The organism is Staphylococcus sp. acrmy, from assembly GCF_022690565.1.
Taxonomy (GTDB): Bacteria; Bacillota; Bacilli; order Staphylococcales; family Staphylococcaceae; genus Staphylococcus; species Staphylococcus caledonicus.
This window is the reverse complement of record NZ_JALCVE010000001.1, coordinates 337,432-363,968: the sequence shown is the minus strand read 5'-3', so window position 1 is coordinate 363,968 and position 26,537 is coordinate 337,432. Positions and strand designations below refer to the sequence as shown.

Here is a 26,537-nt window from a genome sequence, read left to right as displayed (position 1 = left end):
TTAACCTCCTTACTTAATCATTAAGTTAACGGCCATCGTAACGACACCTAGTAAACCGACACAACATACGGATGTCATCATTTGTTTCATAGTGATTTTCAGACCTTCCCACCAACCTAATTGACGAATCAACATTGTGATAGTGACTGAACAAGCCGTAAAGGTTGAACTGAAGAATACAAGCAATAATAGTTTCCATGCAGAGAGTTGTTGAATCAATTGACCGCCATGCATATTAAATAACAACATCCCGTCTTTTCTAATCATTGAAAATAAAATCCCTGGCGATAGCTGTGTTGGAATATCTAATAAAGCTAACATCGGCGTAAACACATACGAAATGATATGTAGTAGGGGTGTTAAAGATAAAATACTAACCACAAAGCAAATAGCGATGAAAATAGGCAATGCTTGAACCACAAACATTTGAATATTGCCCCACATTTGAGCGCCTAACGCTTTTAGTTTTGGCCAGTGCAACCCCATCGATTGATGGACGACTTGCGTAGGTATTAGAGTGCCTTGTTTCATCCATAATTTATTATGTAAAATACCGCCAATAAAGACCATAGCTAAATAGGGCATAAATAACCAAGATTGGTGTGCCACACTAAAGACCGATAATGTGGCGCCAATTTGATAACTACATGATGACCCAAAGCTAATTAAACTCATACATTGTGTCTTGGTACACACGCTACATTGATGTCCGGCTTGCGTAATTGCTGCGGCGTTACAGCCAAATCCTTCTAATAACGGAACAATGTCTGAACCATTCAAACCAATACGTGTCATCGTTGGCTCAATGGACCACACTACATATTGTTTTAAACCACTTTGATCGATGGTAGCCGTCGATAAACTAATCATAATAACGACTGGTAAAGCCCAGACAAGCGAGTAAGTTCCTAGTGATAATACGCCGTAGTCACCGAATAAAATGTTGTTTAGCCACTCAATTTGAAACACGGGATATTGAGAAAGTGTAGTAATCCACTCTGAAACATAGTTGGTTTGTAGCCAATCTGAAAAGTGATAGGCCAAATAGACTGGAAAGGCAAACATCATTAAGATAATAAGCCATCCTAATAATGTCTCGTAGCCCTTAGGTTGATAGCCTTTACTTTCCTCCACAAAATCTTCTAGTCGCTGGATGATTTGTGAACTATGATGCGGTGAGGAGGGCACACTTTCGTTCAGAGAAACTTCTAGTTGATGCTTTACGATATAGCTGCGAAGTAATTGTTGTTGTCGTGTTGTTAATTTTGAATAATTTTCAAGAGATAACGTATGTGGTTCATCAGGGATTGGAGTATAACTGCCATCTCTTAAATTGAAAGCCACTTCTAACATGTGCAATCCACTTCGCAACAACTGTAATCATCTAGATACATATTGTTCTTCTTATAAGTTTCAATGAGCGATGCATCAACGGGTAAGTCTTCCCGGCGCATTAAAATGTTAGCTAATACGGCAAAACGTGCTCTGAATTTGTAAATATAGCATAGTACTGCTTCATCGTGACGTACGGTTGCTCCGATTAAGAAGACATTGGGATAACGTGTTGATTCGTCTAAATCGGTTAATTGAACTTCTTTATCTCGTACGGTAAAGAGTTGTTGGATTAAAGGATTACGTGTGACGTCGAATCCAGTCGCGATAATCGGTTCAGATGACGAAGTTGCTGTATGACCATTTTCAAAATGAACTTGGTAAACGCCGTCGTGACAAATAATATCTGACGCATGATAACCTACATTCAGTTCGATATGAGCACCTTGACGCACGGCTTCTCTCAAGCGTTGATGTGTATAAGGCGACAAACGAACACTTGGGTCTGCATCGTCATGATCAAAGCCTGTGGAAGATGTATAAATCGATACAGACGCACCAAGACTACCGAGATGAATAGCTGCATCAAAGGCACTCTCATTGCCACCAATAATAATAAATTCATCCCCATTTAAATTGTTAAAATCATCAACTGCACTATAATGTTGACCATATTTAAAAGGTTGATGTGGAAAGGCAAAATCACCGGTAGCTATATAGATATAATCAGCTGAATATACACCTTTGTTTGTCGTCAATTCATATTTACCGTCTACGTAGGCGACGTCGGAAACCTTCGTCTCTGTAGCGACTTGTATGTTGTAGTGTTGTGCAACAATACATAAATATTCTGCATATGTATCTCCAGAGATATGTTCTTCATTGAAGGTAAACGCAGGAGACGTTTCCCTAGCAATCGCATTGATATCTGGCATACCAAAACCATTTGTTGTAAAAGAGGGCGTTATCGTCTTAGTTGACTTAGGCCAATGTTTAAACGACTGACCAATTGTCCCACCTTCAATGACGAGTACATCCTTCATATTAAAATCCTTCAATGTCACTGCCATCCCAATACCAGCAGCCCCAGCCCCAATAATAATAACGCGATGATGATTAGCCATCCTAACACTGCCTTTCTATAACTTTTATATTTAAAACGTAATCATTACGATTTAAATAGTATAATCCTTCTTAAGACACATTTCAATGGATAAGTTAGAGCATAAGTTTATTTAAATAGGCTTTATATTATATTTAGCCCAATATTTTAACCGATATGATATTGATAATCATTATCATATAGTATATTATAATGATGTAATATTTTATTATTTTTGAAAATTAACATTAATGATAGGCAGGAGTTAAGCATGAGGTGTAATAATTTATTTTCATGTCATCAGATTTGTTTAGTGTTAATCAATATGAATAATAAAGAAAAAATTTTGCGTATTAAAACGTAATAATTTCGTTTTATTTGAAAGAAAATAGAAAATTCTAAGGAGATAGAGATTATGCAAAAATTATCAGTTAAAGATTTAATTACTGTCGGTATTTTTACAGCGATTTATTTAGTAGTCTTTTTTGTAACGTTTATGATAGGGTACATTCCATTTTTAATACCTTTTTTAGGCTTTATTTGCCCAATTGTTTGCGGTATTCCATTTATTTTATACGTAATGAAAATAGAAAAATTTGGCATGATAACACTAACAGGTACTATCTTAGGGCTTGCTTTTACAGTTAGGGGTAGTGGTTTGATTATGTTGCCTGCTGGAATTATCGGCGGTTTACTTGGAGACTTCATCATGAAAGCTGGAAACTATAAAAATTGGAAGTATATCGCATGGGGGTACGCTGGTTTCTCTCTATGGATAATGGGATTTGTATTAAGAATGTTTATTGCTAGAGACCAATATTTTAAAGAAGTAGGACAGTCTTATGGCCAAGATTATGTTAGCGTTTTGGAATCTATTACACCACTATGGACTTTACCGGTTATGTTTCTTCTAACTATACTAGGCGGCCTTGTAGGAGCATGGTTAGGTAAAAAAATGTTTAGCAAACATTTCAAAAAGGCGGGGCTAGTGTGAAGCTAGTTGCCAATTCTTTGAATGATGATAGAAACGTATTTGCAAAATTAGATCCTAGAACAAAGATATTATTAACCATCACAATTAGCACGATACTAATTTCTAGTGGAAGTTCACAAAGTATTTTAAGAATAAGTTTAACTTTATTTTCTCTATTATTGCTATTAAGTATAAATAAAAGAAGTCTATTTATAAAATGCGTCATCACATTTATAGTACTTTTTTTGATACAGAAGTGGGTCGTTCCACATACTCATGGTACTGTTAAATTTATTTTTCTAGGATTTGTTGGAATATTTATGAATATGTTACCAGGATTTATTGTAGGTTACTTTACCTTGTTTTCTACAAAAGTAAGTGAGTTTATAGTGGCTATGGAAAAGATGAAATTACCACGCAACATCATTATCCCTATTTCAGTTATTTTTAGATTTTTCCCTACAATCGCAGAGGAATACAAGCATATTAATTATGCTATGAAGATGAGAGGCATTACATTTTTACATCATTTTTTAAAAGGCATCGAATATAGACTTATACCTCTAATTATTTCGGTGGTTCAAATTGGTAATGACCTTTCTTTTACCGCAATGACTAGAGGAATTGATACACCTCATAAGAGAACCAATATTTGTAACATTCAATTTAAAGTATTAGATAAACTATTATTTCTTATCATTTTATGTTTATGGATAGTTTATTTTAAGGAGAAGTTGTTCAGTGATTAAATTTGACCACGTAGCATTTAATTATGAAGCCTCGGAGCAAGCAGCTATCCAAGATATTTCTATTGAGATTAATAAAGGTGAATTTGTAATATTTTGTGGAAAATCAGGCAGCGGTAAGTCTACAATTGCCAAATTGATTAATGGATTAATTCCTAAAGTTCAAAATGGAGATATTTCAGGACAAGTTTATATCAATAATAAAGACATATCTCAATTTGAAATGTATCAATTATCACAAATGGTTGGCAGCGTATTTCAGAATCCTAAAACTCAATTTTATAATGTTGATACAACAAGCGAGTTAGCATTTAATTTAGAGAACCAAGGTGTAAAACCGGACATTATCATCAATAAAATTAAAGACGTAATGCAACGATTTGAAATTGAACATTTATTAGATCGTAATATATTTGAATTATCTGGTGGAGAAAAACAAATTATTGCTTGTGCGTCTGTGTTAATTACAAATCCAGAAATTATAGTGCTAGATGAACCATCTTCAAATTTAGATATGTATAGCATCAAAAAATTAAAAGAGATGATTTGTTATTTAAAACAAAACGGTAAAACGATTGTGCTTATCGAACATCGTTTAGATTATATTATTGATTATGCTGATACTATCTATTATATGGAAAAAGGAAAAATTAATTCGCGTTTTAGTGTAAGCGATTTCAAATCGCTAGAAAGTTCTTCTTACAAACAGATGGGAATTAGATATGACCAAAGTGAGGTTTTAAAACAAGAAAATTCTCTAAAACCTAAAACTATGGAAATAAAAGATTTTACCTTTGCTTATGACAAATATAGTAAGAAAAAACAATTGGATATTAACTCAGCTAAGATTCCTAGAGGAGAAATCATCGCAATTATTGGCGATAATGGAAGCGGCAAGTCTACCTTTGCGCAGTGTTTAAGTGGCTTATTGAAAGGATTCAAAGGTCATGTGTTGTACGACAATCGACGAATTAGTCGTAAACAATTATTGAAGCAAAGTTATATGGTGTTTCAAGACGTTAATACACAACTGTTTACCGAAAGCTTAAATCAAGAGTTACAACTATTAAATCACAAAGTATCTGAAACACAATGTGATGACATGTTAGAAAGCATGAATTTACTTGATAAAAAATATGAGCATCCATTATCTCTTTCTGGCGGAGAAAAACAAAGAATGGCTATAGCTACAGCCATAATGAGTGAAAAGGAAATTATTATCTTTGATGAGCCGACTTCTGGTTTAGATTTATACCATATGAAAAAAGTTTCCAAAATGATAAAGAACTTACAAACAAAGGATAAACAAATTTTTATTATTACACATGATAAATCTTTAATTTTAGAAATATGTACATATATTTTACATTTTTCAGAAGGGCATATAGCACATCAGTATGCCTTAGACTATAAAGGATTAGAATATTTAAATCATTATTTCAATGTGTAAATAGCATAGATGAGAGGAGAAATCTAAATATGGAGCCTCAAGAACATTGGATAAAATCATTAATGACATTTGCAAAAGATAGCAAATTTAAAATCATTTCATCAGTATTATTATCAATTATTAGCGTGTTCTCTGGCTTAGTGCCTTACTGGGCAGTCTATAAAATCGTATTTTTAATGATTAATGGCCATAAAGAACTGAATCACATTATCTTTTATATCATAATCGCCATACTTGCATATATTTTACAGGTCATCTGTTTTGGATGTTCAACTATGTTGTCGCATGTAACGGCTTATGACATTTTATCTAATATTCGAAAGCAATTAGCTCGAAAATTAATGCGTTTGCCACTAGGAGTTGTTGAGTCTAAAAAAATTGGTGAGTTAAAAAATATATTTGTAGATAAAGTAGAGACGATTGAATTACCTTTAGCACATATGATTCCTGAAATTATAGGAAACTTGTTATTTTCGATTTCTATATTTGTGTACATCATTATTATTGACTGGCGAATGGCTTGTGCAATGTTAATTACCATACCTATTTCGTTCTTTGCTTTTAAAAAATTGATGTCTGGATTCAACGAGACTTATGAAGAACAAATGGCCTCAAATAATTATATGAATAGCGCTATTGTCGAATATATTGAAGGTATAGAAGTAATAAAAACATTTAATCAGTCGCATAATTCGTATAAAAAATACAAAGATGCAGTAAATGACTATAAAACTCATACATTAAACTGGTTTAAAAGTACATGGGGTTATATGAATTTAGGGGCTAGCGTCTTACCTTCCACATTTTTAGGAATTTTACCAGTAGGAATGTACTTAATTTCTATTAATCAACTTACTTATGCAGAATTTTTTATCTGTTTAGCGTTGTCCTTAGGTGTAATAGCTCCGATAAAGAATTTTACAAATTATGTAAATCAAATAAAATCAATTCAGTATGCCATTACAGAAGTACATCAAGTATTAAATTTAGAAGAGATGGAGATATCAAAACAGTTTAAAGCGCCTCAAAATACAGAAATAACATTCAAAGATGTTGGTTTTTCATATTTTAATGATAGAAATAACCTCATATTCAATCATCTCAAATTTGATATACCAGAGAAGACGTTTACAGCGATTGTAGGAGCTTCTGGTAGTGGTAAATCAACGATTGCTAAACTGTTATCACGCTTTTGGGATGTAACAGTGGGTGAAATACAAATCGGTGGCGTAAACATTAAAGATATTGATCCTAAAAGACTCAATGATTTAGTTGGTTTTGTAGGACAGGATAATTTTTTATTAAATCTTACTTTTAAAGAAAATATTAAACTTGGAAACCCAGAAGCTACGGATGAGGAAGTAGAAAACGCAGCGAAACTAGCTCAATGTCATGCTTTTATCAAAAAATTACCTGATGGTTATGATACTAATGTTGGATCAGTAGGAGATAAGTTATCTGGTGGGGAAAAACAGCGCGTAACCATTGCAAGAATGATATTGAAAAATGCGCCGATTATTGTATTGGATGAAGCTACGGCTTATGTTGATCCAGACAATGAACAAAAAATTCAAGAAGCTCTAAATGCTTTAACGCGAGACAAAACACTCATAGTTATTGCACACCGATTATCTACAATTAAAAAGGCAGATCAAATTATCGTGTTAGGTAATCACCAAATTCTTGAAAAGGGAGACCACAAGACTTTAATGGAATTAAATGGAAACTATAAACGTATGTGGGGCATACATATGGATGCGAAGAACTGGGGAGTTTCTTCTTAATTTGTAAAAACCAAATATATAGGAGGATATGGAATGTTTAACATTACAATTAAACTTTTGAAATGGACTGCCCCGTTTAAACAAAGAATGATATTAGGATTTATAATATCCTTTATTAATTCAATTTTTATTGCTTTACCTATCTTTTTAGCAGCTCAAGTATTTAATCGCGTATTATCAAAAAAACAAATTGAAATGCATGAAATCTTTATTGTGTTAGGGATTATGATTTTATTAGTTCTGGCCAGATTTATTACTGCATATTTGAAAAGTAAATTACAAGAAAGTATTGCATATGAAATGAGTGCACAAGAAAGGTTGAATATTGGAGACAAACTAAAAAACGTAAGATTAGGCTATTTCGAAAATCATAGTACCAATGAATTAGCTACGGTCGTGACAACGGATTTAACCTTTTTAGAAAACTATGCGATGAAAATGGTCGACATCGTTATCAATGGTTATATTTTAATAACGGTACTTATCATTTCACTTTTAGTCGTATCTTGGGAAGTGTCGCTATTAGCACTTGTGGGCGTGATATTATCGTTTATAAGTCTCCAACTATTAGAGAAAAAAAGTCACCAAAATGCACCGGAATATCATCATGTTCAAAATCAGCTTATTGAAAAGGTGTTAGAAGTAATTAGAGGTATTCAAGTAATAAAATCATTTTCAAAAGAAAATACAAGTCTCAAAAGCTTTAACCAAGCAGTTGATGAAAGTAAACGCGTAAATTCAAAAATTGAATTACAATATATTCCGTTTAACTTATTACATTTATTAAGTTTAAAAGTGGTATCTATAATAATTGTTTTAGTTGCTAGCATATTATATATCAACCAAAACATTGATTTGCCGAGCCTTATTATGATTTCCATTTTTTCATTTGTCATATTTGAAAGTGTAGAGAATATGAACAATGCAGCCCATGTGTTAGAGATGATTGATATGACACTGAATGATATTGAGGAAATTAAAAGCGCGCCTTTATTAGATGAAACGGGTAAAGATATCAATATTGAAAACCATACAATAGAATTTGATCATGTAAGCTTTGGATATGAAGAAAAACAAGTTATTAATGATGTTAATTTTGAAGTGACTGAACAAACCTCTACGGCAATTATTGGACCTTCTGGAAGCGGAAAGTCAACATTATGTAATCTTTTACTAAGATTTTATGATGTGGATGAGGGAAGTATTCGCGTAGGAAATGTTGATATTAGAGATATGACGCTTAGCTCATTAATGTCACATATTAGCGCAGTATTTCAAAAAGTGTACTTATTTAATGACACTATAGAAAATAACATATTGTACGGGAACCCAGAAGCTACAAAAGAAGAAGTTATTCAAGCAGCAAAGCAAGCGTGTTGCCATGAATTTATAATGGCTTTGCCTGATGGTTATCAAACGATGGTCAACGAGAAGGGTAATAATTTGTCTGGCGGAGAAAAGCAAAGAATTTCTATAGCGAGAGCCATCCTAAAAGACGCACCTATTATTATTTTAGACGAAGCCACTGCAAGTATTGATCTAGAAAATGAGCACCTTATACAAAGTGCTATTGATGAGTTAAGCAAAGGTAAAACTGTAATTACTATTGCACATAAAATCGGTACTATAAAAAATGCAAATCAAATTATTGTAATTGATGATGGGCAAATTATTCAAAAAGGTAATCATGATACATTAATTAAACAACCTGGAATGTATAAAGACTTTATAACAATAAAAAGCCAATCAGAAGGTTGGAGATTATAAAAGAAATTAGTAAAAACATTTATTTAAAATGATAAATACAATAAGGTGCATTTCTAAAAGTTGGATTTTTAGAGGTGCACCTTATTATTAAATACACTTTGAAAATTACTTTTTTTGATCTGAAGAAAATAAATAAGCACCAAGAAAAAGTAATGGAAATATAACAAACAAACGTATATGGAATGTATTTTTATTAAAAATTATAGGTAAAGCAATATATATGATAAAAGTTATTATTAAGAAAGTTAGATAAACTTTTTTATTAGTACTCATCATGAAACATCCTTTTAATTATTATCCTCATCCTTATTCTTCTTTTTCTTTGGCGCTACTTTGTCTCTGATAATTTTAATAATTGTTACAGTTATGACAAACCCCATTGACCACATAGGGCTAACTGTCTCAGAGATAACAATTAAATATAAAAAAACTAAAAATAACACACCAACAAAGATATTAAATATTAATCTTATTTTAGATTTCGACATAAACCTCCAACCTTTCTCGGTAGATGTAAAAAGTAAAATCTTAGACTCACATTTTATCTTTAATTTTGCGAAATTAATTTCAAAATTGAATGATTACTCTTTATTAAAGTATAAGAAAGTTTCATGTATTTTTTAAGTGATTTATTAAAAAACATACTTATTATGCTCTAATTATTTTTATTAGTAATTAGAGTGGTATAGTTATGATAAATGGAAGGCAAAGTCATATTTAATAAGGAGTCTAGCATAAATGACTACACTAGAAAGTTTTGTCTCGTACCCACTTTTAAAAAAGAAATATACTATCTCTAAAAGCTCCTACGAAATAGAACAATGGAATAGGGAATATGAAGCTTTAACTATTTACACAAACGACGGGGTAGTTAGAAGTAGATTAGCGAATAAGACGCCTAAGAAAAAAGGGTTCTTTTTCGCGCTATGGACAAAAGATGAGCATGGGAAGAATAGACCACTTACTAGCGAAGAATTAGGTATTGAATTAGTCATTAATATTATTGATAATCACAGAAAAGGACAATTTATTTTTCCTCGAGAAGTACTAACAAATAAAGGTATTTTAAAAAGTGATAATAATAAAGGTAAAATGGCACTAAGAGTCTACCCGCCATGGGTAACAGAATTGAATAAGTCTGCTATTAAGACACAACAATGGCAATGTAAGTATTTTACCGAGATGACTAATATTTAAGATAAATGCGTTTCATAATTAAATAGGAGTGCTTAAATGGATAACTTTGTTATAGAGGCTAAAGGTATTTCTAAAGTAATTGGGACTAATAAAATAATTGAACATCTTGATTTATTTTTCCCGCAGCAATCTATTATTTTAGTGGAGGGTAAAAATGGGTCAGGAAAGAGTGTAACTTTGAAGATGTTAGCTAAGTTGTTACAACCTACTAAAGGTTCGATACATAGAAGCGGTTCGATAAGTTATGCTCCTGATATTTTACCGTCAACTATCAACTTAACTGTTAGAGAGTATTTAAATTTTATAGGAAAATTAAATCCAACATCTGAAAATAAACTAAATATGGATTATTTAATAGAACATTTTGGTTTAGATGCTTTTTTAGACAAAAGAATAAGGGCTTGTTCTAAAGGTACACAACAAAAAGTGAATATTATTCAGTGTTTAGTAAGAAAAGCAGACATTTATATAATGGATGAACCATTTTCTGGTTTAGATAAACAAGCGATAACAACTTTGAAGTCATTATTAACCAGTAAAATGGAAACGGCAACTATTATTTTAACTTCTCATGAAGAAACCTTAGATGATTCTTTTATTACTCATCAATTTAACTTGGAAGAAAATAAATTATTTGAAATAGCACAAAAAACTAAAATTCAAAATAAGATTATTAAAGTTAAAGCTCAATCTCATGCTGATTTAATTAACATTTTAAAGAACAGTGGATTGAAAGTTGAACAGAAAGGCGATTCTTTTTTAATAAAAGTGAGTTCTTCACAAAGTAATGAAATTATTGCTACTTTAATTAAACATGATTATTTTATTGAAGAGGTAAGAGAGGATAATGAAGATGGCATTTATTAATTACCAGTTTAAAAATTTTATAAGATCTTATAAATATATTGCTCCTCTTGTTACATTCTTAATCATTTTAGTGGTTATTTATTTCTATTCTAATCAACCTGTGTTATCAAGTTTTGCTAGTACTTCAATGATTTTACTTTTTATTAGTGCGTGGTTAACTTCAATCATTGTGAATTTAGATTCTATAGAAGAAAAACATTTATTGTTCACTCAATTAAAATCTAGAAATGCATATTTAACGGGCAAATTATTATTTTCATGTCTTATATTATTGCCGATAGTGTTTTGTGCCATTCTTTACCCCATTATTACTATGCGATTTGAACATTGGCCGAGTTTATCAGAAGTATTAATCGGTTTATATTTACATTTAATAATAACAATCGTCGGTATTATACTTACAACGCTTATAAATTCTATTCCTACGTTATCAAATAAGTTTATTTGGTTGCTTATTGTATTGATATTCTTAATTTCAATTTTAAGAGTAACAATCATCCAAACTATTCCTGTTTTAAAATTTATATTGTGGATATTTCCACCTATTAGTGAATTATTAATGCTATTAAATCAATCTTCCAATATCATATTTGATTCTTCATTTCTTTTAACTAATGTATGGTTAATTTTATATATCATCATAGTAACAACAATACTTTATTATATTTTTAACAAAACTGAATATTATTCCTAATTAATGCTAAATATTGCTCACATATTTTACGGAGTACTGTTGGTGAGACTCCTGAGGGAAGAGGATGAGCGTCGAGACCGTGGCTCGACTTGGCAGTAGTTGTCTGAAATGAAGAAGCATTCGAACCTCACTTTCTTCATTTCTAGTCAACTTTGCCGGGGCGGGACTATGAAATCTTAGAAATTGCATTAGATTTCTGTCCCGCTCCCCCCATGCGAAATGCGAAATAAAAAGTACGCAGTATAAATAAAATAAAAGACTCGAGGGTGATGATTAACACCACCTTCGAGCCTTTTTTTAGGATTAAATTATTTAAGGGTTAGAAAATTTTTAGGATTAAATTGTTTTAGGATTAAATTGGGACCCATGTCCCAGGATAATTATTTTAGGAGAATGTTTTAAAACTTTATTATTGAACCACATGATTAAACACAGTATTGTTGGCGAACCTTTTGAGAGGTACTATACGACGAAGGGATGAGACCTAGTAGTAGTCGACTGAAATGAAAATATTTTCTTCATTTCTAGTCAACGTTGCCTAGGTGGAGCAACGAAATCTTAGAAATTTTATTAAATCTCGTTCTCTTGACCCCTCAGAAAAGTGAAGCCAAATAATACGCAGTGTTTAATCAACATCATATTCACTTATCTTACATTGTTCTGTTATTTCATGCTGCCGTGAATCGTTTTAATATTATGTTTCATCATGTTGTAGTATGAATCACCTTCTGTACCTTCTTTACCTATAGAGTCTGTATACACCTCCCCATAAATAGATTTATTTGTTTCTTCCGTTAAACTGTTCATGGCTTTTTTATCCACGCTAGTTTCAACTAACAGATGTTTAAGATGATTGTCTTTAACAAACTTCACAGCTTGTTTCATTTGCTCAGGAGTACCTTGTTTTTCGGTATTGATTTCCCAAATATAGCCAGGTTTAATATCATAGGCTTTTGAGAAATACTTGAACGCACCTTCACTTGTAATAATTGCACGTTCTTGATCAGGAATATCTTTAAATGCATCTTTACTGTCATTGTTTAACTTTTTCAGTTTAGCGAGATAAGCATCACCTCGTTTCTCGTAATCCGCTTTATGCTTAGGATCAGCTTTAATCAATTGTGATTGAATATTCTTCACATATTGAATACCGTTATCTAAGCTTAACCAAGCATGCGGGTCAATCTTGTCATTGTTGCCAGTTTCGCCATTCAAATAAATCGGTTTTACATCTTTAGACACCGCGAACACTGACTCGTCCTTCATCGACTTATCAGCTTGGTCTAAAGCCTTATTAAACCAACCATTACCTGTTTCCAAATTGAAACCATTGTAGAGTACAAGATCGGCATCTGTCAGTTTTTGAATATCTTTTGGTTTTACTTCGTATTCGTGGGGGTCTTGGCCAACAGGGACGATACTGTGAACATTGACATCATCGCCCGCCACATTTTTCACCATGTCGTAGATAATAGAATTGGTTGCCACGACATTTAATTTCTTACCATTATCTGAATGGTCTTTACTTGAGTTAGAGCCACATGCCGCTAAGACAAGTAGCAGTGCAACTAATATTGGAATTAACTTTTTCATGTTGTACGTACACCTCTATGTTTTATTTTTATTTTTGTGAAAAGAAGGGTCAAAATATATATACTAAATGTCGCGATGACAATTGTGGCACCGCTTGGAATGTTGTAGATAAAGCTGAAATAAAGCCCGATAATCGAACTAATAACGCTAATAATGCTTGCTACAATCATCATTGAATATAAATGTTTCGTTATTAAAAATGCGGTCGATGCAGGGGTTACAAGCAAGGCTACGACTAGGATAATACCAACCGTTTGAATACTTGCCACTGTCACCAATGCTAGTAATAACATCACAAAGTAATGAATCAATGTTGTATTTAGGCCACTAACGCGACTAAACGTTGCATCAAACGTCGAAATCATTAATGGACGGTAAAGTACAATAATTAACAACATCACGATGATGCCGATAATAATCGTCGACCAAAACGTCTGATGAGTAATAGCCAGTAAATTACCAAATAAAATATGATATAAATCAGTCGTACTATTGATTAAACTAATCAAGATTACACCACTCGCTAGAAAAGCTGTAAAGCTAATCCCAATCGCTGCATCTGGCTTTGTCTTACTGTTATTCGAAATAAAGCCGATAAGTAAACTGGCTATCATTCCAGTAAACATTGCTCCGATAAACATAGGAATGCCTAACCAGAATGAAATAGCGACACCAGGTAAAACCGCATGACTCATCGCGTCTCCCATTAAAGATAAGCCTCGTAAGATAATAAGACTTCCGACTGTGCCACAGACAATTCCTACAACTATGGAAGTGATTAGCGCACGATTTAAGAACTGATAATCAAATAAATGTTGAAAAAAATCATTCATAACATGGTTCAGTCCTTTCGTTAGTCACAGGCTTAATATTGAATGAGAAAGTGCGATTTAAATTGCTAGGTTGCATTGCCTCTGTGCTCGGACCAAAGAAGCGTAATGTTCGATTAAGCAATATAATGCGGTCGAAATAGGACTCAGCTTTTGATAAATCGTGATGAACAATCAACACTAATTTACCTTGTGCCTTCAGTTGCTTAATTTTGTCCATAATTAATGACTCACTACTAAAGTCGATGCCCACAAACGGTTCATCCAATAGATAGACCTTACTGTCCGACATCAAAGCGCGTGCCACTAAGACACGTTGCAATTGACCACCACTCAGTTCTGATAGTTGCTTATACTGTAGATGATCTAACTCTAATTCTTTTAATAATTGGTGGAATTTCATTTTTGAAAAGTGATCGACACGCTTGAACCAACCAATGGTTTTATAACACCCCGACAAGATGACCTTTTCAACATTAATTGGAAAGTCCAAATCTAAATGTGCCTTTTGCGGAATATAAGTAATATATTCTAATTGCTTATGTATTGGTTTCCCGTATAGCGTCATTTCTCCTGAAGCATTAAAGTCTCCGATTAAACTTTTCAACAAAGAAGATTTACCAGCGCCATTTGGGCCCATAATACCTATCACTTCGCCAGCAATAGGTAACGATAAATTAATATCTTCAAGTACATGTTTATGACTTAAATATAAATTTACATTGCTTATCGATAACAAATAACAACCTCCTAACATAAAGTTTAGGTTAACCTAATTTATTTCATCATACAATGCTAAAATTTATAATGTCAAGGGGAGTAATATTTGATTTAAATGTAAAAGCGCCCGCGAAGTAGTGCTAGCGTGTGGTTGAGTAACGTTGACAATTTTAAATATAACTGTAAAATACAAAACGTAATTATTACGATTTAAAAGAAGGGTATGATTTTATGGGCAAAATTCCAGTAACTGTATTAAGTGGTTATCTTGGTTCTGGTAAAACAACGTTACTGAATCACATTTTAAATAATCGCAACGGTCAACGTATTGCGGTCATTGTGAACGACATGAGTGAGGTTAATATTGATAAAGACTTAGTTGCAGAGGGTGGGGGACTATCTAGGACTGATGAAAAGTTAGTCGAATTATCGAACGGTTGTATCTGTTGTACGTTGAGAGATGATTTACTTAAAGAAGTGGAGCGCTTGGTACAACGAGGCAATATTGATTACATCGTCATTGAATCTACAGGTATCTCTGAACCAGTGCCAGTCGCGCAGACATTCTCTTATATTGATGAGGAAATGGGCATTGATTTAACCTCAATATGTCGATTAGACACGATGGTAACAGTCGTCGATGCGAATCGCTTCATCAATGATATTAACTCCGAAGATTTATTAGTCGACCGTGATGAAGGCGCCGACCAAACCGACGAAAGAACCATTGCCGATTTACTAATCGATCAAGTAGAATTCTGTGATGTATTAGTCCTCAATAAAACAGATTTAGTATCAAAAGAAGAATTAGCTCGTTTGGAAAATGTTCTCAAGAAATTACAACCTGAAGCTAAATTAATCAAAACAACCAACTCACAAGTAGATTTAGCCGATGTATTAAACACAGGACGTTTTGACTTTGAAACAGCAAGTAACTCTGCCGGCTGGATTAAAGAACTCACAGAAGGCGGACATGCCACACATACACCTGAAACAGAAGAATACGGCATTAGTTCATTTGTGTACGCAAGAAGGTTACCGTTTCACGCGAAACGTTTTAATACTTGGTTAGAGAATTTACCTGAAAATGTGGTAAGAACAAAAGGAATTGTGTGGCTAGCGCAATACAATGAAGTGGCATGTTTACTATCACAAGCAGGCTCATCATGTAATATTAGTCCTGTCACATACTGGGTAGCAGCCATGGCACCTGATCAACGTGAACAAATACTCCGACAACGCCCAGACGTTGCCCAAACATGGGATATCGAATACGGCGATAGAAATACACAATTTGTAATTATTGGAACAGACCTAGACCGCGAGAAAATTGAACAAGAATTAGACCAATGCTTGATTAATAGTGAAGAAATCCAACAAGACTGGAACGACCTAGAGGATCCATACCAATGGAAGATTACCAAAGCTACAAATTAATATGATTTAGCATTAAAGCAATAAAACAGTTTGAGATCTCACCCCTCGTCTCAAACTGTTTTTTGTACATTTTTGGCAGTAGTTGTCTGAAATGAAGATGCGTTCAAGCCTCACTTTCTTCATTTCTAGCCAACCTTGCCGGGGTGGGACGACGAAATCTTAGAAATTTCATTAGATTTCTGTCCCACTCCCCCACAGGCGTGTCGTAATCAATACTTTGCCTTATTCAATAGATGTAATAGTATAACTTCATGTTAATACAATAACTTGTCATAAATTAAACTTGTAATCTAAAACATACTTACAATTAATTGGAGTATGGTTATTTAGTTATTACTTCAATAAATTGTTTAATAGAGTACGAAATCTCATGAGTAGTTGAATAACATAAAATATTTTATAAATTTATTTTAGTAAAATTCACATACCCTTACGTAGTATTGTTGGCGAGACTCTTGAGGGAACAGGGCTAGGCTAAGACCGCGGCTTAGCCAGTCCCCCTAAGAACGCGAGCCAAACAATACGAAGTATTGGTATTAAAAGATATTAGACTAACTATTCGTATTTATACAAAATAAGAGCCAAACAATACGAAGTATTGGTATAAAACGCATGGCCATTTAAAGTATTGATACTAATCAAAACGTAAAAGTAATTTGAATAAATAAATACATTAAAGTAATTTTTTATAAATTTATTGAATATTTCGAACAAATGAACAACAAAGTTTTGTATAATAGCTAGTAAATACACAATTAGGAGAAACAGGACACATGATGAAACACAAACTTACAATCAAAGAAAACATCTTTATTGGTTCTATGTTGTTTGGATTGTTCTTTGGAGCAGGAAACTTAATCTTCCCAATTCATCTTGGACAAACGGCTGGTTCCAACGTACTACTCGCCAATCTCGGCTTCTTAATCACCGCAATTGGCCTACCATTCTTAGGTATCGTAGCCATTGGCGTATCCAAAACAAACGGCATATTCGAAATCTCTTCAAGAGTAAGTAAAATCTATGCCTACCTATTCACAATCGCATTATATCTCGTTATTGGACCATTCTTTGCCTTACCAAGACTTGCAACAACATCGTATGAAATCGCATTTTCACCTTTCATATCACCAGGTACTGGTAAAGTGATACTTCCAATATTCAGTATTTTATTCTTCTTAGTCGCATGGTTCTTTTCAAAAAGACCTTCAAAAATATTAGATTACATAGGGAAATTCTTAAATCCCGTCTTCTTAGTATTACTAGGAATCGTTGTGCTATTAGCATTTATTCGACCAATGGGTGGCATTGGCAATGCTCCAGTAAGCCCAGACTATAGCAACAGCGTATTACTTAAAGGATTTATCGATGGTTATAACACATTAGATGCCTTAGCATCACTCGCATTCGGTGTTATTATCGTGACAACAATCAAGAAACTTGGTATCACAAGACCGAACGATATTGCGAAAGAAACATTTAAATCAGGTACGATTAGTATCGTCGGTATGGGTATTATTTATACGCTATTAGCCGTAATGGGTACAATGAGTTTAGGTCATTTTAAAGTCAGTGAAAATGGTGGTATCGCACTTGCACAAATCGCTCAATACTACTTAGGCGATTACGGTATTATCATCTTGTCACTTATTATCATCGTGGCATGTTTAAAAACGGCAATCGGGTTGATTACAGCATTTTCAGAAACATTTACAGAACTCTTCCCGAAAATGAATTACCTATGGTTAGCTACTGGTGCCAGCGTATTAGCATGTATCTTCGCCAACGTCGGTTTAACAAAAATCATTATGTATTCAACACCAGTACTGATGTTCATCTATCCATTAGCGATCACGTTAATTTTATTAACACTTGCAAGTCCATTATTTAATCACTCAACAATCGTTTACCGCTTTACAACGTTCTTTACAGTATTTGCGGCGTTCTTCGATGGAGTTAAAGCAAGTCCAGAATCTTTTGCGAAGACTGGATTCGCTCAATCATTAGTAGGATTTGCCGAAAAATATTTACCATTCTATACAATCGGTATGGGTTGGATTGTACCAGCAATTATCGGATTTATTATTGGTTTTATCGTATATAAAATCCGTTCTAATAAAACCACACAAACTAAATAATATGACTCATTGTAACGAGTAGCCTGAGACATAAAACTCTCAGACCAAAAGAAAAATGATAATTTCTATTGAACCAAGATAGAAATTATCATTTTTTATTTTTAAATTAAATTCTTATTGTGCTTAATGAATTATTGTAGTACGATATAAAACGTAATTATTACGATTTATATTAGACGAGGAGAATTTTAATGACTAAGAGTTATGAGGTTTGGTGGCAAAAAGGGCAAGAATCAGACGATGATATGGCTCGTGACCATCAAGAAGCATGGGAAAGAACAATCCAAATGTTAGATAGAGAAGATATTAAAGGTAAAAGAATTTTAGATTTTGGCTGTAATCAGGGAGGATTTTTACGCCAAATGTACGACACAGTACCTTTCGAAGAAGGCGTAGGAATTGATTTAGCACGCGCATCGTTGAAGAAAGCTGAAGAATTAAAAGGAGAACGCCCACTTACATATGTATTAACAGATACACCGCAAGACACTCACAAAACATTCCATACTGCAGTAAGTACATCGGTACTTTATTTAATCGAGGACTTACGCCAACACGCGAAAGATTTAAAAGCAGTATTACAACCGAATGGTGTCTATTACGCGACATTTGCGGACCATACTGACAATCCGAGTCGCCAATTTATGAACGACACGATTAATCAATACGGCGCTACACCATCACAAAATCACTCTCTCAAAGATATTGTAGATAGCTTTGTGGCAGAAGGCTTTGAAGTGGCAGTTATAAAAGAACCCGTTCCAGATGTTATTGATTTAACGCATTATAGTGATTTTTACTTATCACCGAATGACTATTTGCGCACCCTATTTGAGGAGTCATTTTTAATAAAAGCTAGAGTGAAAGAAGGCGTTAATTTATGAAGAAAAGATTATTAATAACGATGGCTGCAAGTGCGTCTATTATGTTGGCGGGTTGTGGGAATGGCGATGACCAAAAAGATAACAAAGAAGTCAAAGTGTCATTACCAACCGAGGCTAAAGCGGATAAATTAGACGCCCAAGGTTACGATGCGGCAATGCCCGTCTACAGTGCAGTGTATGACGCTTTAGTAAGATACGACAAAGATAAAGGCATCAAAGCAGGATTAGCCGATAAGTGGTCGGTAGATGACTCAGGAAAAGTATATGAATTTCACTTGAAAAAGGATGTTAAATTCTCAGACGGGTCACCTTTAAACGCTAAAGCTGTGAAATTCTCTATCGATCGTGCGAAAGCTATGAACAAAGAGACAACGGTAGAGACATTGAAGAAATTAGATAAAGTGGTAGTTAAAGACGACCATACCGTACAAATTAAACTTAAATCGCCTTCAAATCAGGTGTTAAACGAGTTAACACAAGTGCGACCATTACGTATTATGAGCCCACACGCAGTTGAAGGGGAAAAAGTGAATGGCAAGTTTAAAAAAGCTATTGGTACAGGTGCATTTGTAGTAGATGAACAAGGTAAAGAGAAGACATCATTGAAACCGAATAAACACTTTAATAACGACCATCCTGTTAACTACAATTTAACGTTCCAAACAATTGAAGATGGTGATTCAAGAAACTCAGCCGTTCAAAGTGGCGAGGTAGACGTCTCAGGTGGCGCCTTAGGTATGTTGTCAGAACAACAACTTAAACAAGATAAGAAGAATAAAGACTTAACAATTGAAGATAAACCAAGTACGGTAAGCCATTTTATGGCATTTAACCCTAATAATAAGACATTACAAAATCGCGCCGTACGTGAAGCTATTAGTAAGAGTATTGATACGTCACAATTATCTAGTAAAGAGATGAAAGGTTTATTCCAAAAGAATGTAGAATTTGTGACTAAGGATAACCAGGAAAAACATGTATTTGATAAGAAACAAGCAGAAGAATTATTAAAAGATGAAGGTTACAACAAAAATGACGATGGTATCTTCGAAAAAGATGGCAAACCATTATCATTAAATTTAACCATTCAAACGGCAGAATTTCCAAATTGGAAAGACAAAGCTGAAAAATTACAACGTCAGTTGAAACAAGTAGGTATTAAATTAAATATTAAAACGTTAGATGCTCAAACATATTACGATACGCTATGGACTCAAAAGGATTACGATCTTATTTTCTATAGAACGTATTCTGATGCGTTAATGCCGTACAATTTCATGAATTCAGTATATCGCAATATGGATGGCAAACCAGGTGTATTAGCTGACGATGAACAACTTACTAAGAAACTTGATGACTTCCCAACAAAAGTTTCAAAAGAAGAACAACAACAAGCGTTTAATGACATCTTCAAACACTTTAATAAACAATATTATGGCGTGCCAATCGCTTATCCAAACGAAACATTTGTCTTGAGTGATAAAGTAAAATCATTTAAATTCTCAGGACTTACTGACGCACCAATTGATTATAAAACATTGAAAGTTAACGAGTAGCCATGATCAAGCGAACGCTCAAACTACTTTTATATCTCATAATCAGTTCGTTTATCATCTTCGTGCTAGTAGAAAAGACATCAGGGAATCCCGCGATACTCTATTTACAACGACATGGTTATACGACGATTACACAAGAGCATATGGAGTTGGCACAACATAAACTGGGACTAGGTCGTAATATGTTTCTAAGATATGTTGATTGGGTGGGTCATGCATTTACAGGCAATCTAGGTTATAGCTTTAGTACAAATGAACCAGTCATTTCAATGATTATAGAATCGGTCGTTCCAACGCTCGTCTTAATCCTTGTTTCTGCATGCATTATGTTGCCATTTGGCTATATCATCGGCTATCTGATTGGTAATCATCCACATCGCCATTATGCGAAGACGATTCGTGGCGTGGCTCAAGTGATGACCTCTATGCCTGAATATTGGTTGGCGATTCTGTTAATTTATTATTTTGGTGTTAAATGGCAACTGGTACCATTTGTGGGAAGCGACTCGTGGCAACACTTTTTACTACCAATTATCACCATTGTAATGATTGAAGGATGCCATGTGTTACTTATGACGGCACATTTGATCGAACGCACATTGGATAATGATGCCTACCAACTTGCGGTATTAAGACGCTTAAATTTAGTTGCGCGCATTCACGTTCAAATTAAAGAAATTTTTGCGCCATTAATGACTATTTCGTTTAATAGTATCATTCACTTGTTTGGTAAAGCAGTCATTTTAGAAGTGATCTTTAGTATGTCCGGTATAGGCAAATTATTGATTACAGCGATTAATCAACGTGATTACCCTTTAATTCAAGGCATCGTCGTCATGATTATAGTGTCGATTATGTTGATTAATTATATTGGCGATTTAATTATTTTGAAAAATGAACCAAGACTACGCCAACAAGCAACGCTACGTTCTAAGCATGGAAAGAGGAAATCGTTATGAGACAGCAATTAAAATATTATATTGCGGGTAGTCTAGCGATCTGTATCTTATTATTGATGTATGGTTATACAAAAATACAAGGTTCAGACCTGTCCTCACCTTTACAAGCACCTAGTTTAAAACATTTGTTAGGGACTGATCAGCTAGGAAGGGACTTCTTTACTCGATTGTTTCTGGGGACAGGCGTGACACTCGGTTTAACGCTTACTGTGATTATACTTAGTGTCGCAATTGGGTTAACACTCGGCCTTATCGCTGGTATTGAACGTAAGTGGTTCGATCAGTTGTTAATGTTTGTCGCTGATATGTTACTAGCGATTCCGTCATTTATTATCGCTTTAGTCGCATTGAGCTTGGTTAGTAATTCAATGCTTGGCTTAATCTATTCACTGGCACTCGCGTGGATAGGACGTTACTTAAGATATTTTAGAAATTTAACGAGAGATATTCAGAAACGCCCTTTTATTACGTATGCGGTGTTAAGTGGTAATTCTAAAGTAAAGACGACACTTACGCATACGATTCCACACTTAACGAGTGATATTTTAGCGCTTATCACTGCTGATTTTGGCAAGATTATGCTTAGTATTTCAGGTCTAGCGTTTTTAGGTTTAGGTATTAAACCACCAACACCTGAGTTAGGAACCATCTTATTTGATGGGAAAAGTTATTTTAACGGCGCGCCGTGGCTCTTTTTCTTCCCAGGTCTATTGTTAGGAGGTTGTGCGTTATTATGTCAGATGATAAACAGAAAGCTAACACGTTAAATCCAATATTAGATGTCCAACAGTTAAGTGTCTTTGAACATCACCGTCAACTTCTACATGACCTCTCACTACAAGTTGTACCTGGTGCGTTTCATTGCATCATTGGTGAAAGTGGGAGTGGTAAATCATTATTTACTAGAACAATATTAGGAATGCGACGTTCCAATTTAAACTATCAAGGAACGGTTAATTTTGATTTAACTAAAGCTGATGCCGTATTCCAAGATGTTCAAAGTAATATGTTTCAAAACGTGACTTTGGAAAAGCATTTTCAATATCTCCATGAAGTGTCTGACTCTGATTTAACATGGACAGAACAAAGAGATGAAATTATCGCTATGATGGAACGTCTCGGCTTAGCGCAAGGCAAACAATTGTTAAAGCGTTATCCATTTGAATTGAGTGGTGGTATGGCACAAAGAATCGCCTTCATTATGTCATTAATAAGACGCCCGGACTACTTAATTTTAGATGAACCGACAAGTGCTTTAGATGCTGATAATAATCATAAATTTATGGATTATTTAAGTGAAGTCATGCGCAAAAACCAAATGACGATTATTTTTGTAACACACGATTTAAATTTAGTGAAAGCTTACGCAACACATATAAGTATTATGAAAGATGGCAATATTATTGAAACTGGGGAGGCGACTAGCATTTTAGAACATCCTCGTCACGCCTATATTGAGAAATTAATTTCAATCGCTTCTAGGAGAATTCGTCATGCTTCAAGTTAAACATGTAAATAAGTATATCGACCAACGACACATTTTAAACGATATTTCATTCGACATGACGCAACAATGTTTATTAATTTGTGGAGAAAGTGGTTGTGGTAAATCAACACTCGCTCGAATTATTACAGGGTTAGACAATGAATACACAGGTCAGATTTATTTTGAAGATAAATTAAAAGAACAAACGCCTTTAAAAACGTGGATGCAACATATCCAATATGTCCCTCAATATCAAAAAGACACGCTAGATGGACGTAAAACAGTTCAATATACCTTAATGGAACCCTTAAAGAATTATAACTTTGAGAAGAGTAGTTACCAAACAAGAATTGATAGTGTACTTGAACGTTGTTTGTTACCTAAAGACATTTTAAAGCAACGGGTAGAAACATTGAGTGGTGGGCAGTTCCAACGTCTTTGGATTGCCAAAGCCTTGCTTGTTGAACCTAAAGTTTTAATATTGGATGAGGCGACGACCAACTTAGATGTGATTAATGAAGAGCTTATCATTGAAATGTTAAAATCACTGAAAGATACGCAGTTAATTATTATTTCGCACGATTCATACGTGTTAAATTACTTTGATGGGCAAATGTTGAATTTAAATAATTATTCACATGAGTAGGATGTAAATCTCAATGTATATTTTTAATTGTAGACTATTTAAATTAATTTTAAGGTTTAATAAATTAAAAATTAGGGGATATCGTACTACTTGAACCTTTAATGGAAATTTATAAAGTATAAGGTTGTAAATTTGAAAGGGGAATAATTGTATGAAAATCTACAAATTATATTACCAACATTACAAAGATATCGTTGATGACAATGTATTAAAAGTATTTGTTTTAGCTAACAATGAAGATGAAGTAAAACAATTTGCGAAAAAAGCAGCTTATGCGATTGAAAAAATTGAAGAAGTTAGCCAAGAAGAATATGAAGAAGAAAGAAAAAATGACAATAGTTTCGGCCTTGAACACGCTGATAAATACTTAGACTAAGTCAATATTCTTGAAATCTAGCGCCTTACTGTAAAGTGAGGCGCTATTTTAAATCGGTAATTTAGTTGACAAGACAACTAAATGAGTTGTATATTAAGATAGTTGATATGACAACTATTATTATTCAAAGGATTGATATTGTGAACAATCAAGAATTCGAGTATAAAAATATAAAGTTTATCGGAAAATTATCTTCCAAGATATACCGTAGAGGCAATATCTATATCACTCAAATGTTAAAGCCATATGATATAAATTATATTCAAATCATGTGTTTAGTTACGCTATATATTGAGAATGGTTTAAAACAAGAAACAATGGTTGAAGATATTGGTATAGATAAAGCGAGTATTAATCGAGCTATAAAGTCGCTTGAAGCAAAAGGGTTTATAACTAGAGAGAGAAATCAAGATGATAAAAGATCATTTAATCTTTATTTAACGTCCAAAGCTAGAGAATTTAAAGAAACTGCATGGGGAATTTTAAGTGAATGGGAAATGATGATTTCTGAAGGAATAGATGAAAAAGATAAAGCCATTGCTTTCGAAGTGATGAAGAAAATGGCATTAAATGCAGATAAATATTATAAAGGATAAAAAGGAGAATTTACTATGAATAAAAAAGAAAAATTTAATCATGCTATCGTATTGGGTGGCGGCGGTTCACTCGCAATTAGTTGGGAATTAGGTTACCTTTATGCGCTTTCTAATGAAGGCATGGATATTAGAAATGTAGACTTAGTTATTGGTACATCTGGTGGAGCACAAGCTGGTACAGGACTAACTTCTATGAATAGTTGGGAAGAGATTTATGATCAACAAATAGCGCCTAAATCAAATGAAATACCACCAATTCAAGATATGAATCCTGTATTCGAGAGATATCAGGAAATTGAAAATAGCGCTAATACACCTCAAGAATGGGTTAAGAACTATGGCGCTTATGCGTTGGAAGAATGTTATTTTGATGAACATGAACATATAAATAGATTACAAAAAAGAATTAAGGTAAATGACTGGCCTAAAAACTTAATGATTACAGCAGTTAATACACAACAAGCAGAACGAGTAGCCTTTACTGTAAAATCTAATGTTGATTTATATAAAGCGATGGCGGCGAGTGGTTCTCTTCCAGGTGTTTGGCCAGCAACAACAATTAACGATGAAAAATATTGTGACGGAGGTTGTCATTCTATGGAGAATGCTGATCTAGCGCAAGGTGCTAAGAAGGTATTAATCTTTGCCACAAATTTACCAGTTAATACGCCTTATAAATTGGAAGATGCAATAACAGAGTTGGAAAATAAAGGTTCAGAAGTTAAATTAATTACACCTAGTAAAGAAGTATTTGCTAAATTAAAAGAATTAGGCGGTAATACAGTGGATCCTTCAATTAGACCAGAGATTTTCGAAGTAGCTAAAATACAAGGTTACAATGATGCGAAAAAACTCAAACAATTTTGGAATTAATAGTTACTTTGTTTTATTTTGAAGAAGTAACTACAATTAATAACAATAGATGAAGGGGAGAAGAATGATGGCACGAGATTTTAGCCATGTAGAGGCACCTAAGCACTTTCAATATAAAAGTGGTCATACTATTCTAAAACAAAGTTATGATTTTATCTGTGATAATCGTATATATTTTAATGAAACAGTTTATCGTGATTTAACGCAACATCCTTATCGTTTATACGTGGATGTGTTGTCGCCTATCGGGCAGTATGGTTTAGGATTAGATTTTAATGATGTAGATGCCATTTATAAGCAACACATTGAACCTAAATTACATCACCAACTGCTTAACGACACCTTGCCTAATATGAATACAACGGCAGAAAATATCGCCATGTGGATTTGGGATACTTTTGAGCAACATCTACCAAAAGATACTTCAATGTATAACTTAGAGTTATTTGAGACGGAACGACACGGGGTAAGTCTAAATCGTACGCTTATGAACAAATAAGCATAAATTATAAGCAAAACGATATAATATAGTAA

The 26,537-nt window shown here is 33.7% G+C and carries 26 protein-coding genes; 20 read left to right on the top strand and 6 right to left on the bottom strand.

Features of this window, described 5'->3' with window-relative positions:
• Positions 1 to 9: 9 nt before the first annotated feature.
• Together FH144_RS01770 and FH144_RS01765 are read right to left on the bottom strand one after the other, a co-directional pair.
• Complete coding sequence (locus FH144_RS01770; protein WP_242313427.1) at positions 10 to 1,353, bottom strand: nucleoside recognition domain-containing protein; 1,344 nt, start codon at positions 1,351 to 1,353, stop codon at positions 10 to 12.
• Positions 1,347 to 2,456, bottom strand: coding sequence for an NAD(P)/FAD-dependent oxidoreductase (locus FH144_RS01765; protein WP_242313426.1), 1,110 nt, complete (start codon positions 2,454 to 2,456; stop codon positions 1,347 to 1,349). Before FH144_RS01765 ends, FH144_RS01770 begins: the two co-directional genes overlap by 7 nt.
• 393 nt (positions 2,457 to 2,849) lie before the next feature.
• On the opposite strand from FH144_RS01765, the gene FH144_RS01760 reads away from it, so the two are divergent.
• The 5 genes from FH144_RS01760 to FH144_RS01740 are packed head-to-tail and all read left to right on the top strand — an operon-like array spanning position 2,850 to position 9,154.
• Entirely contained in the window at positions 2,850 to 3,428 is a 579-nt protein-coding gene (locus FH144_RS01760) for an MptD family putative ECF transporter S component (RefSeq protein WP_242313425.1), read from the top strand.
• Positions 3,425 to 4,156 (top strand): energy-coupling factor transporter transmembrane component T, encoded by a 732-nt coding sequence (locus tag FH144_RS01755; RefSeq protein WP_242313424.1) that lies wholly within the window; start codon positions 3,425 to 3,427, stop codon positions 4,154 to 4,156. The genes FH144_RS01760 and FH144_RS01755 overlap by 4 nt, the downstream gene beginning before the upstream one ends.
• Positions 4,149 to 5,603 carry an ABC transporter ATP-binding protein gene (locus FH144_RS12070; protein WP_242313423.1) on the top strand — a complete coding sequence of 485 codons (1,455 nt, stop codon included), beginning with the start codon at positions 4,149 to 4,151 and terminating at the stop codon, positions 5,601 to 5,603. Before FH144_RS01755 ends, FH144_RS12070 begins: the two co-directional genes overlap by 8 nt.
• 29 nt (positions 5,604 to 5,632) lie before the next feature.
• Entirely contained in the window at positions 5,633 to 7,387 is a 1,755-nt protein-coding gene (locus FH144_RS01745; RefSeq protein ID WP_242313422.1) for an ABC transporter ATP-binding protein, read from the top strand.
• A 33-nt stretch (positions 7,388 to 7,420) separates the two neighbouring features.
• Positions 7,421 to 9,154 (top strand): ABC transporter ATP-binding protein, encoded by a 1,734-nt coding sequence (locus FH144_RS01740; RefSeq protein WP_242313421.1) that lies wholly within the window; start codon positions 7,421 to 7,423, stop codon positions 9,152 to 9,154.
• Positions 9,155 to 9,441: 287 nt separating this feature from the next.
• Here the strand turns inward: FH144_RS01740 and FH144_RS01735 are convergent, their stop codons facing one another.
• On the bottom strand, positions 9,442 to 9,642 hold the full coding sequence (locus tag FH144_RS01735; protein ID WP_242313420.1) for a hypothetical protein: 201 nt from the start codon (positions 9,640 to 9,642) through the stop codon (positions 9,442 to 9,444).
• 250 nt (positions 9,643 to 9,892) lie between these two features.
• Here FH144_RS01735 and FH144_RS01730 point away from each other — a divergent pair, with 250 nt between their 5' ends.
• From FH144_RS01730 to FH144_RS01720, 3 genes are read left to right on the top strand one after another with little or no spacing between them, the layout of a single operon-like run.
• On the top strand, positions 9,893 to 10,351 hold the full coding sequence (locus FH144_RS01730) for a MepB family protein (protein ID WP_242313419.1): 459 nt from the start codon (positions 9,893 to 9,895) through the stop codon (positions 10,349 to 10,351).
• A gap of 36 nt (positions 10,352 to 10,387) precedes the next feature.
• A complete protein-coding gene (locus FH144_RS01725; protein WP_242313418.1) occupies positions 10,388 to 11,218 on the top strand; it encodes an ATP-binding cassette domain-containing protein in 831 nt (276 codons plus the stop codon).
• Complete coding sequence (locus FH144_RS01720; RefSeq protein ID WP_242313417.1) at positions 11,205 to 11,912, top strand: hypothetical protein; 708 nt, start codon at positions 11,205 to 11,207, stop codon at positions 11,910 to 11,912. The genes FH144_RS01725 and FH144_RS01720 overlap by 14 nt, the downstream gene beginning before the upstream one ends.
• Before the next feature lie 663 nt (positions 11,913 to 12,575).
• On the opposite strand, the gene mntC is transcribed toward FH144_RS01720, so the two are convergent.
• From mntC to FH144_RS01705, 3 genes are read right to left on the bottom strand one after another with little or no spacing between them, the layout of a single operon-like run.
• Positions 12,576 to 13,505, bottom strand: coding sequence for a manganese ABC transporter substrate-binding lipoprotein MntC (gene mntC / locus FH144_RS01715; RefSeq protein ID WP_242313416.1), 930 nt, complete (start codon positions 13,503 to 13,505; stop codon positions 12,576 to 12,578).
• Entirely contained in the window at positions 13,502 to 14,338 is an 837-nt protein-coding gene (locus tag FH144_RS01710) for a metal ABC transporter permease (RefSeq protein ID WP_107507309.1), read from the bottom strand. The genes mntC and FH144_RS01710 overlap by 4 nt, the downstream gene beginning before the upstream one ends.
• Positions 14,331 to 15,074 (bottom strand): metal ABC transporter ATP-binding protein, encoded by a 744-nt coding sequence (locus tag FH144_RS01705; protein WP_242313415.1) that lies wholly within the window; start codon positions 15,072 to 15,074, stop codon positions 14,331 to 14,333. The genes FH144_RS01710 and FH144_RS01705 overlap by 8 nt, the downstream gene beginning before the upstream one ends.
• A 212-nt stretch (positions 15,075 to 15,286) precedes the next feature.
• Here FH144_RS01705 and FH144_RS01700 point away from each other — a divergent pair, with 212 nt between their 5' ends.
• The 12 genes from FH144_RS01700 (at position 15,287) to FH144_RS01645 (ending at position 26,502) form a co-directional block, all read left to right on the top strand.
• Positions 15,287 to 16,492 (top strand): GTP-binding protein, encoded by a 1,206-nt coding sequence (locus FH144_RS01700; protein ID WP_242313414.1) that lies wholly within the window; start codon positions 15,287 to 15,289, stop codon positions 16,490 to 16,492.
• 773 nt (positions 16,493 to 17,265) lie between these two features.
• Entirely contained in the window at positions 17,266 to 18,627 is a 1,362-nt protein-coding gene (brnQ, locus tag FH144_RS01695; protein ID WP_242313413.1) for a branched-chain amino acid transport system II carrier protein, read from the top strand.
• Positions 18,628 to 18,818: 191 nt separating this feature from the next.
• On the top strand, positions 18,819 to 19,511 hold the full coding sequence (locus FH144_RS01690; RefSeq protein ID WP_242313412.1) for a class I SAM-dependent methyltransferase: 693 nt from the start codon (positions 18,819 to 18,821) through the stop codon (positions 19,509 to 19,511).
• Entirely contained in the window at positions 19,508 to 21,067 is a 1,560-nt protein-coding gene (locus FH144_RS01685) for an ABC transporter substrate-binding protein (protein WP_242313411.1), read from the top strand. Before FH144_RS01690 ends, FH144_RS01685 begins: the two co-directional genes overlap by 4 nt.
• Positions 21,068 to 21,069: 2 nt before the next feature.
• A complete protein-coding gene (locus FH144_RS01680) occupies positions 21,070 to 22,026 on the top strand; it encodes an ABC transporter permease (RefSeq protein ID WP_242313410.1) in 957 nt (318 codons plus the stop codon).
• A gap of 56 nt (positions 22,027 to 22,082) precedes the next feature.
• Positions 22,083 to 22,793 carry an ABC transporter permease gene (locus FH144_RS01675; RefSeq protein ID WP_481914030.1) on the top strand — a complete coding sequence of 237 codons (711 nt, stop codon included), beginning with the start codon at positions 22,083 to 22,085 and terminating at the stop codon, positions 22,791 to 22,793.
• Positions 22,760 to 23,533: an ATP-binding cassette domain-containing protein gene (locus FH144_RS01670; RefSeq protein ID WP_242313408.1), complete on the top strand. Its 774-nt coding sequence runs from the start codon at positions 22,760 to 22,762 to the stop codon at positions 23,531 to 23,533. Before FH144_RS01675 ends, FH144_RS01670 begins: the two co-directional genes overlap by 34 nt.
• Positions 23,520 to 24,158: an ABC transporter ATP-binding protein gene (locus FH144_RS01665; protein WP_242313407.1), complete on the top strand. Its 639-nt coding sequence runs from the start codon at positions 23,520 to 23,522 to the stop codon at positions 24,156 to 24,158. Before FH144_RS01670 ends, FH144_RS01665 begins: the two co-directional genes overlap by 14 nt.
• 151 nt (positions 24,159 to 24,309) lie before the next feature.
• Complete coding sequence (locus FH144_RS01660; protein ID WP_107507318.1) at positions 24,310 to 24,534, top strand: hypothetical protein; 225 nt, start codon at positions 24,310 to 24,312, stop codon at positions 24,532 to 24,534.
• Between the two features lie 65 nt (positions 24,535 to 24,599).
• On the top strand, positions 24,600 to 25,130 hold the full coding sequence (locus FH144_RS01655) for a MarR family winged helix-turn-helix transcriptional regulator (protein WP_242313406.1): 531 nt from the start codon (positions 24,600 to 24,602) through the stop codon (positions 25,128 to 25,130).
• A 15-nt stretch (positions 25,131 to 25,145) separates the two neighbouring features.
• Positions 25,146 to 26,003 carry a patatin-like phospholipase family protein gene (locus tag FH144_RS01650; RefSeq protein ID WP_242313405.1) on the top strand — a complete coding sequence of 286 codons (858 nt, stop codon included), beginning with the start codon at positions 25,146 to 25,148 and terminating at the stop codon, positions 26,001 to 26,003.
• A gap of 64 nt (positions 26,004 to 26,067) precedes the next feature.
• The gene (locus tag FH144_RS01645) at positions 26,068 to 26,502 is read left to right on the top strand and encodes a 6-pyruvoyl trahydropterin synthase family protein (protein ID WP_481914028.1); all 435 of its coding nucleotides are present in this window, start codon (positions 26,068 to 26,070) and stop codon (positions 26,500 to 26,502) included.
• Positions 26,503 to 26,537: the final 35 nt, after the last annotated feature.

Coding starts and splice junctions, on each gene's coding strand:
- FH144_RS01770 (WP_242313427.1), bottom strand. CDS start 1,353: ATGTTAGAAGTGGCTTTCAATTTAAGAGATGGCAGTTATACTCCAATC.
- FH144_RS01765 (WP_242313426.1), bottom strand. CDS start 2,456: ATGGCTAATCATCATCGCGTTATTATTATTGGGGCTGGGGCTGCTGGT.
- FH144_RS01760 (WP_242313425.1), top strand. CDS start 2,850: ATGCAAAAATTATCAGTTAAAGATTTAATTACTGTCGGTATTTTTACA.
- FH144_RS01745 (WP_242313422.1), top strand. CDS start 5,633: ATGGAGCCTCAAGAACATTGGATAAAATCATTAATGACATTTGCAAAA.
- FH144_RS01740 (WP_242313421.1), top strand. CDS start 7,421: ATGTTTAACATTACAATTAAACTTTTGAAATGGACTGCCCCGTTTAAA.
- FH144_RS01735 (WP_242313420.1), bottom strand. CDS start 9,642: ATGTCGAAATCTAAAATAAGATTAATATTTAATATCTTTGTTGGTGTG.
- FH144_RS01730 (WP_242313419.1), top strand. CDS start 9,893: ATGACTACACTAGAAAGTTTTGTCTCGTACCCACTTTTAAAAAAGAAA.
- FH144_RS01725 (WP_242313418.1), top strand. CDS start 10,388: ATGGATAACTTTGTTATAGAGGCTAAAGGTATTTCTAAAGTAATTGGG.
- FH144_RS01720 (WP_242313417.1), top strand. CDS start 11,205: ATGGCATTTATTAATTACCAGTTTAAAAATTTTATAAGATCTTATAAA.
- mntC (WP_242313416.1), bottom strand. CDS start 13,505: ATGAAAAAGTTAATTCCAATATTAGTTGCACTGCTACTTGTCTTAGCG.
- FH144_RS01710 (WP_107507309.1), bottom strand. CDS start 14,338: ATGAATGATTTTTTTCAACATTTATTTGATTATCAGTTCTTAAATCGT.
- FH144_RS01700 (WP_242313414.1), top strand. CDS start 15,287: ATGGGCAAAATTCCAGTAACTGTATTAAGTGGTTATCTTGGTTCTGGT.
- brnQ (WP_242313413.1), top strand. CDS start 17,266: ATGATGAAACACAAACTTACAATCAAAGAAAACATCTTTATTGGTTCT.
- FH144_RS01690 (WP_242313412.1), top strand. CDS start 18,819: ATGACTAAGAGTTATGAGGTTTGGTGGCAAAAAGGGCAAGAATCAGAC.
- FH144_RS01685 (WP_242313411.1), top strand. CDS start 19,508: ATGAAGAAAAGATTATTAATAACGATGGCTGCAAGTGCGTCTATTATG.
- FH144_RS01680 (WP_242313410.1), top strand. CDS start 21,070: ATGATCAAGCGAACGCTCAAACTACTTTTATATCTCATAATCAGTTCG.
- FH144_RS01675 (WP_481914030.1), top strand. CDS start 22,083: ATGTATGGTTATACAAAAATACAAGGTTCAGACCTGTCCTCACCTTTA.
- FH144_RS01670 (WP_242313408.1), top strand. CDS start 22,760: ATGTCAGATGATAAACAGAAAGCTAACACGTTAAATCCAATATTAGAT.
- FH144_RS01665 (WP_242313407.1), top strand. CDS start 23,520: ATGCTTCAAGTTAAACATGTAAATAAGTATATCGACCAACGACACATT.
- FH144_RS01660 (WP_107507318.1), top strand. CDS start 24,310: ATGAAAATCTACAAATTATATTACCAACATTACAAAGATATCGTTGAT.
- FH144_RS01650 (WP_242313405.1), top strand. CDS start 25,146: ATGAATAAAAAAGAAAAATTTAATCATGCTATCGTATTGGGTGGCGGC.
- FH144_RS01645 (WP_481914028.1), top strand. CDS start 26,068: ATGATGGCACGAGATTTTAGCCATGTAGAGGCACCTAAGCACTTTCAA.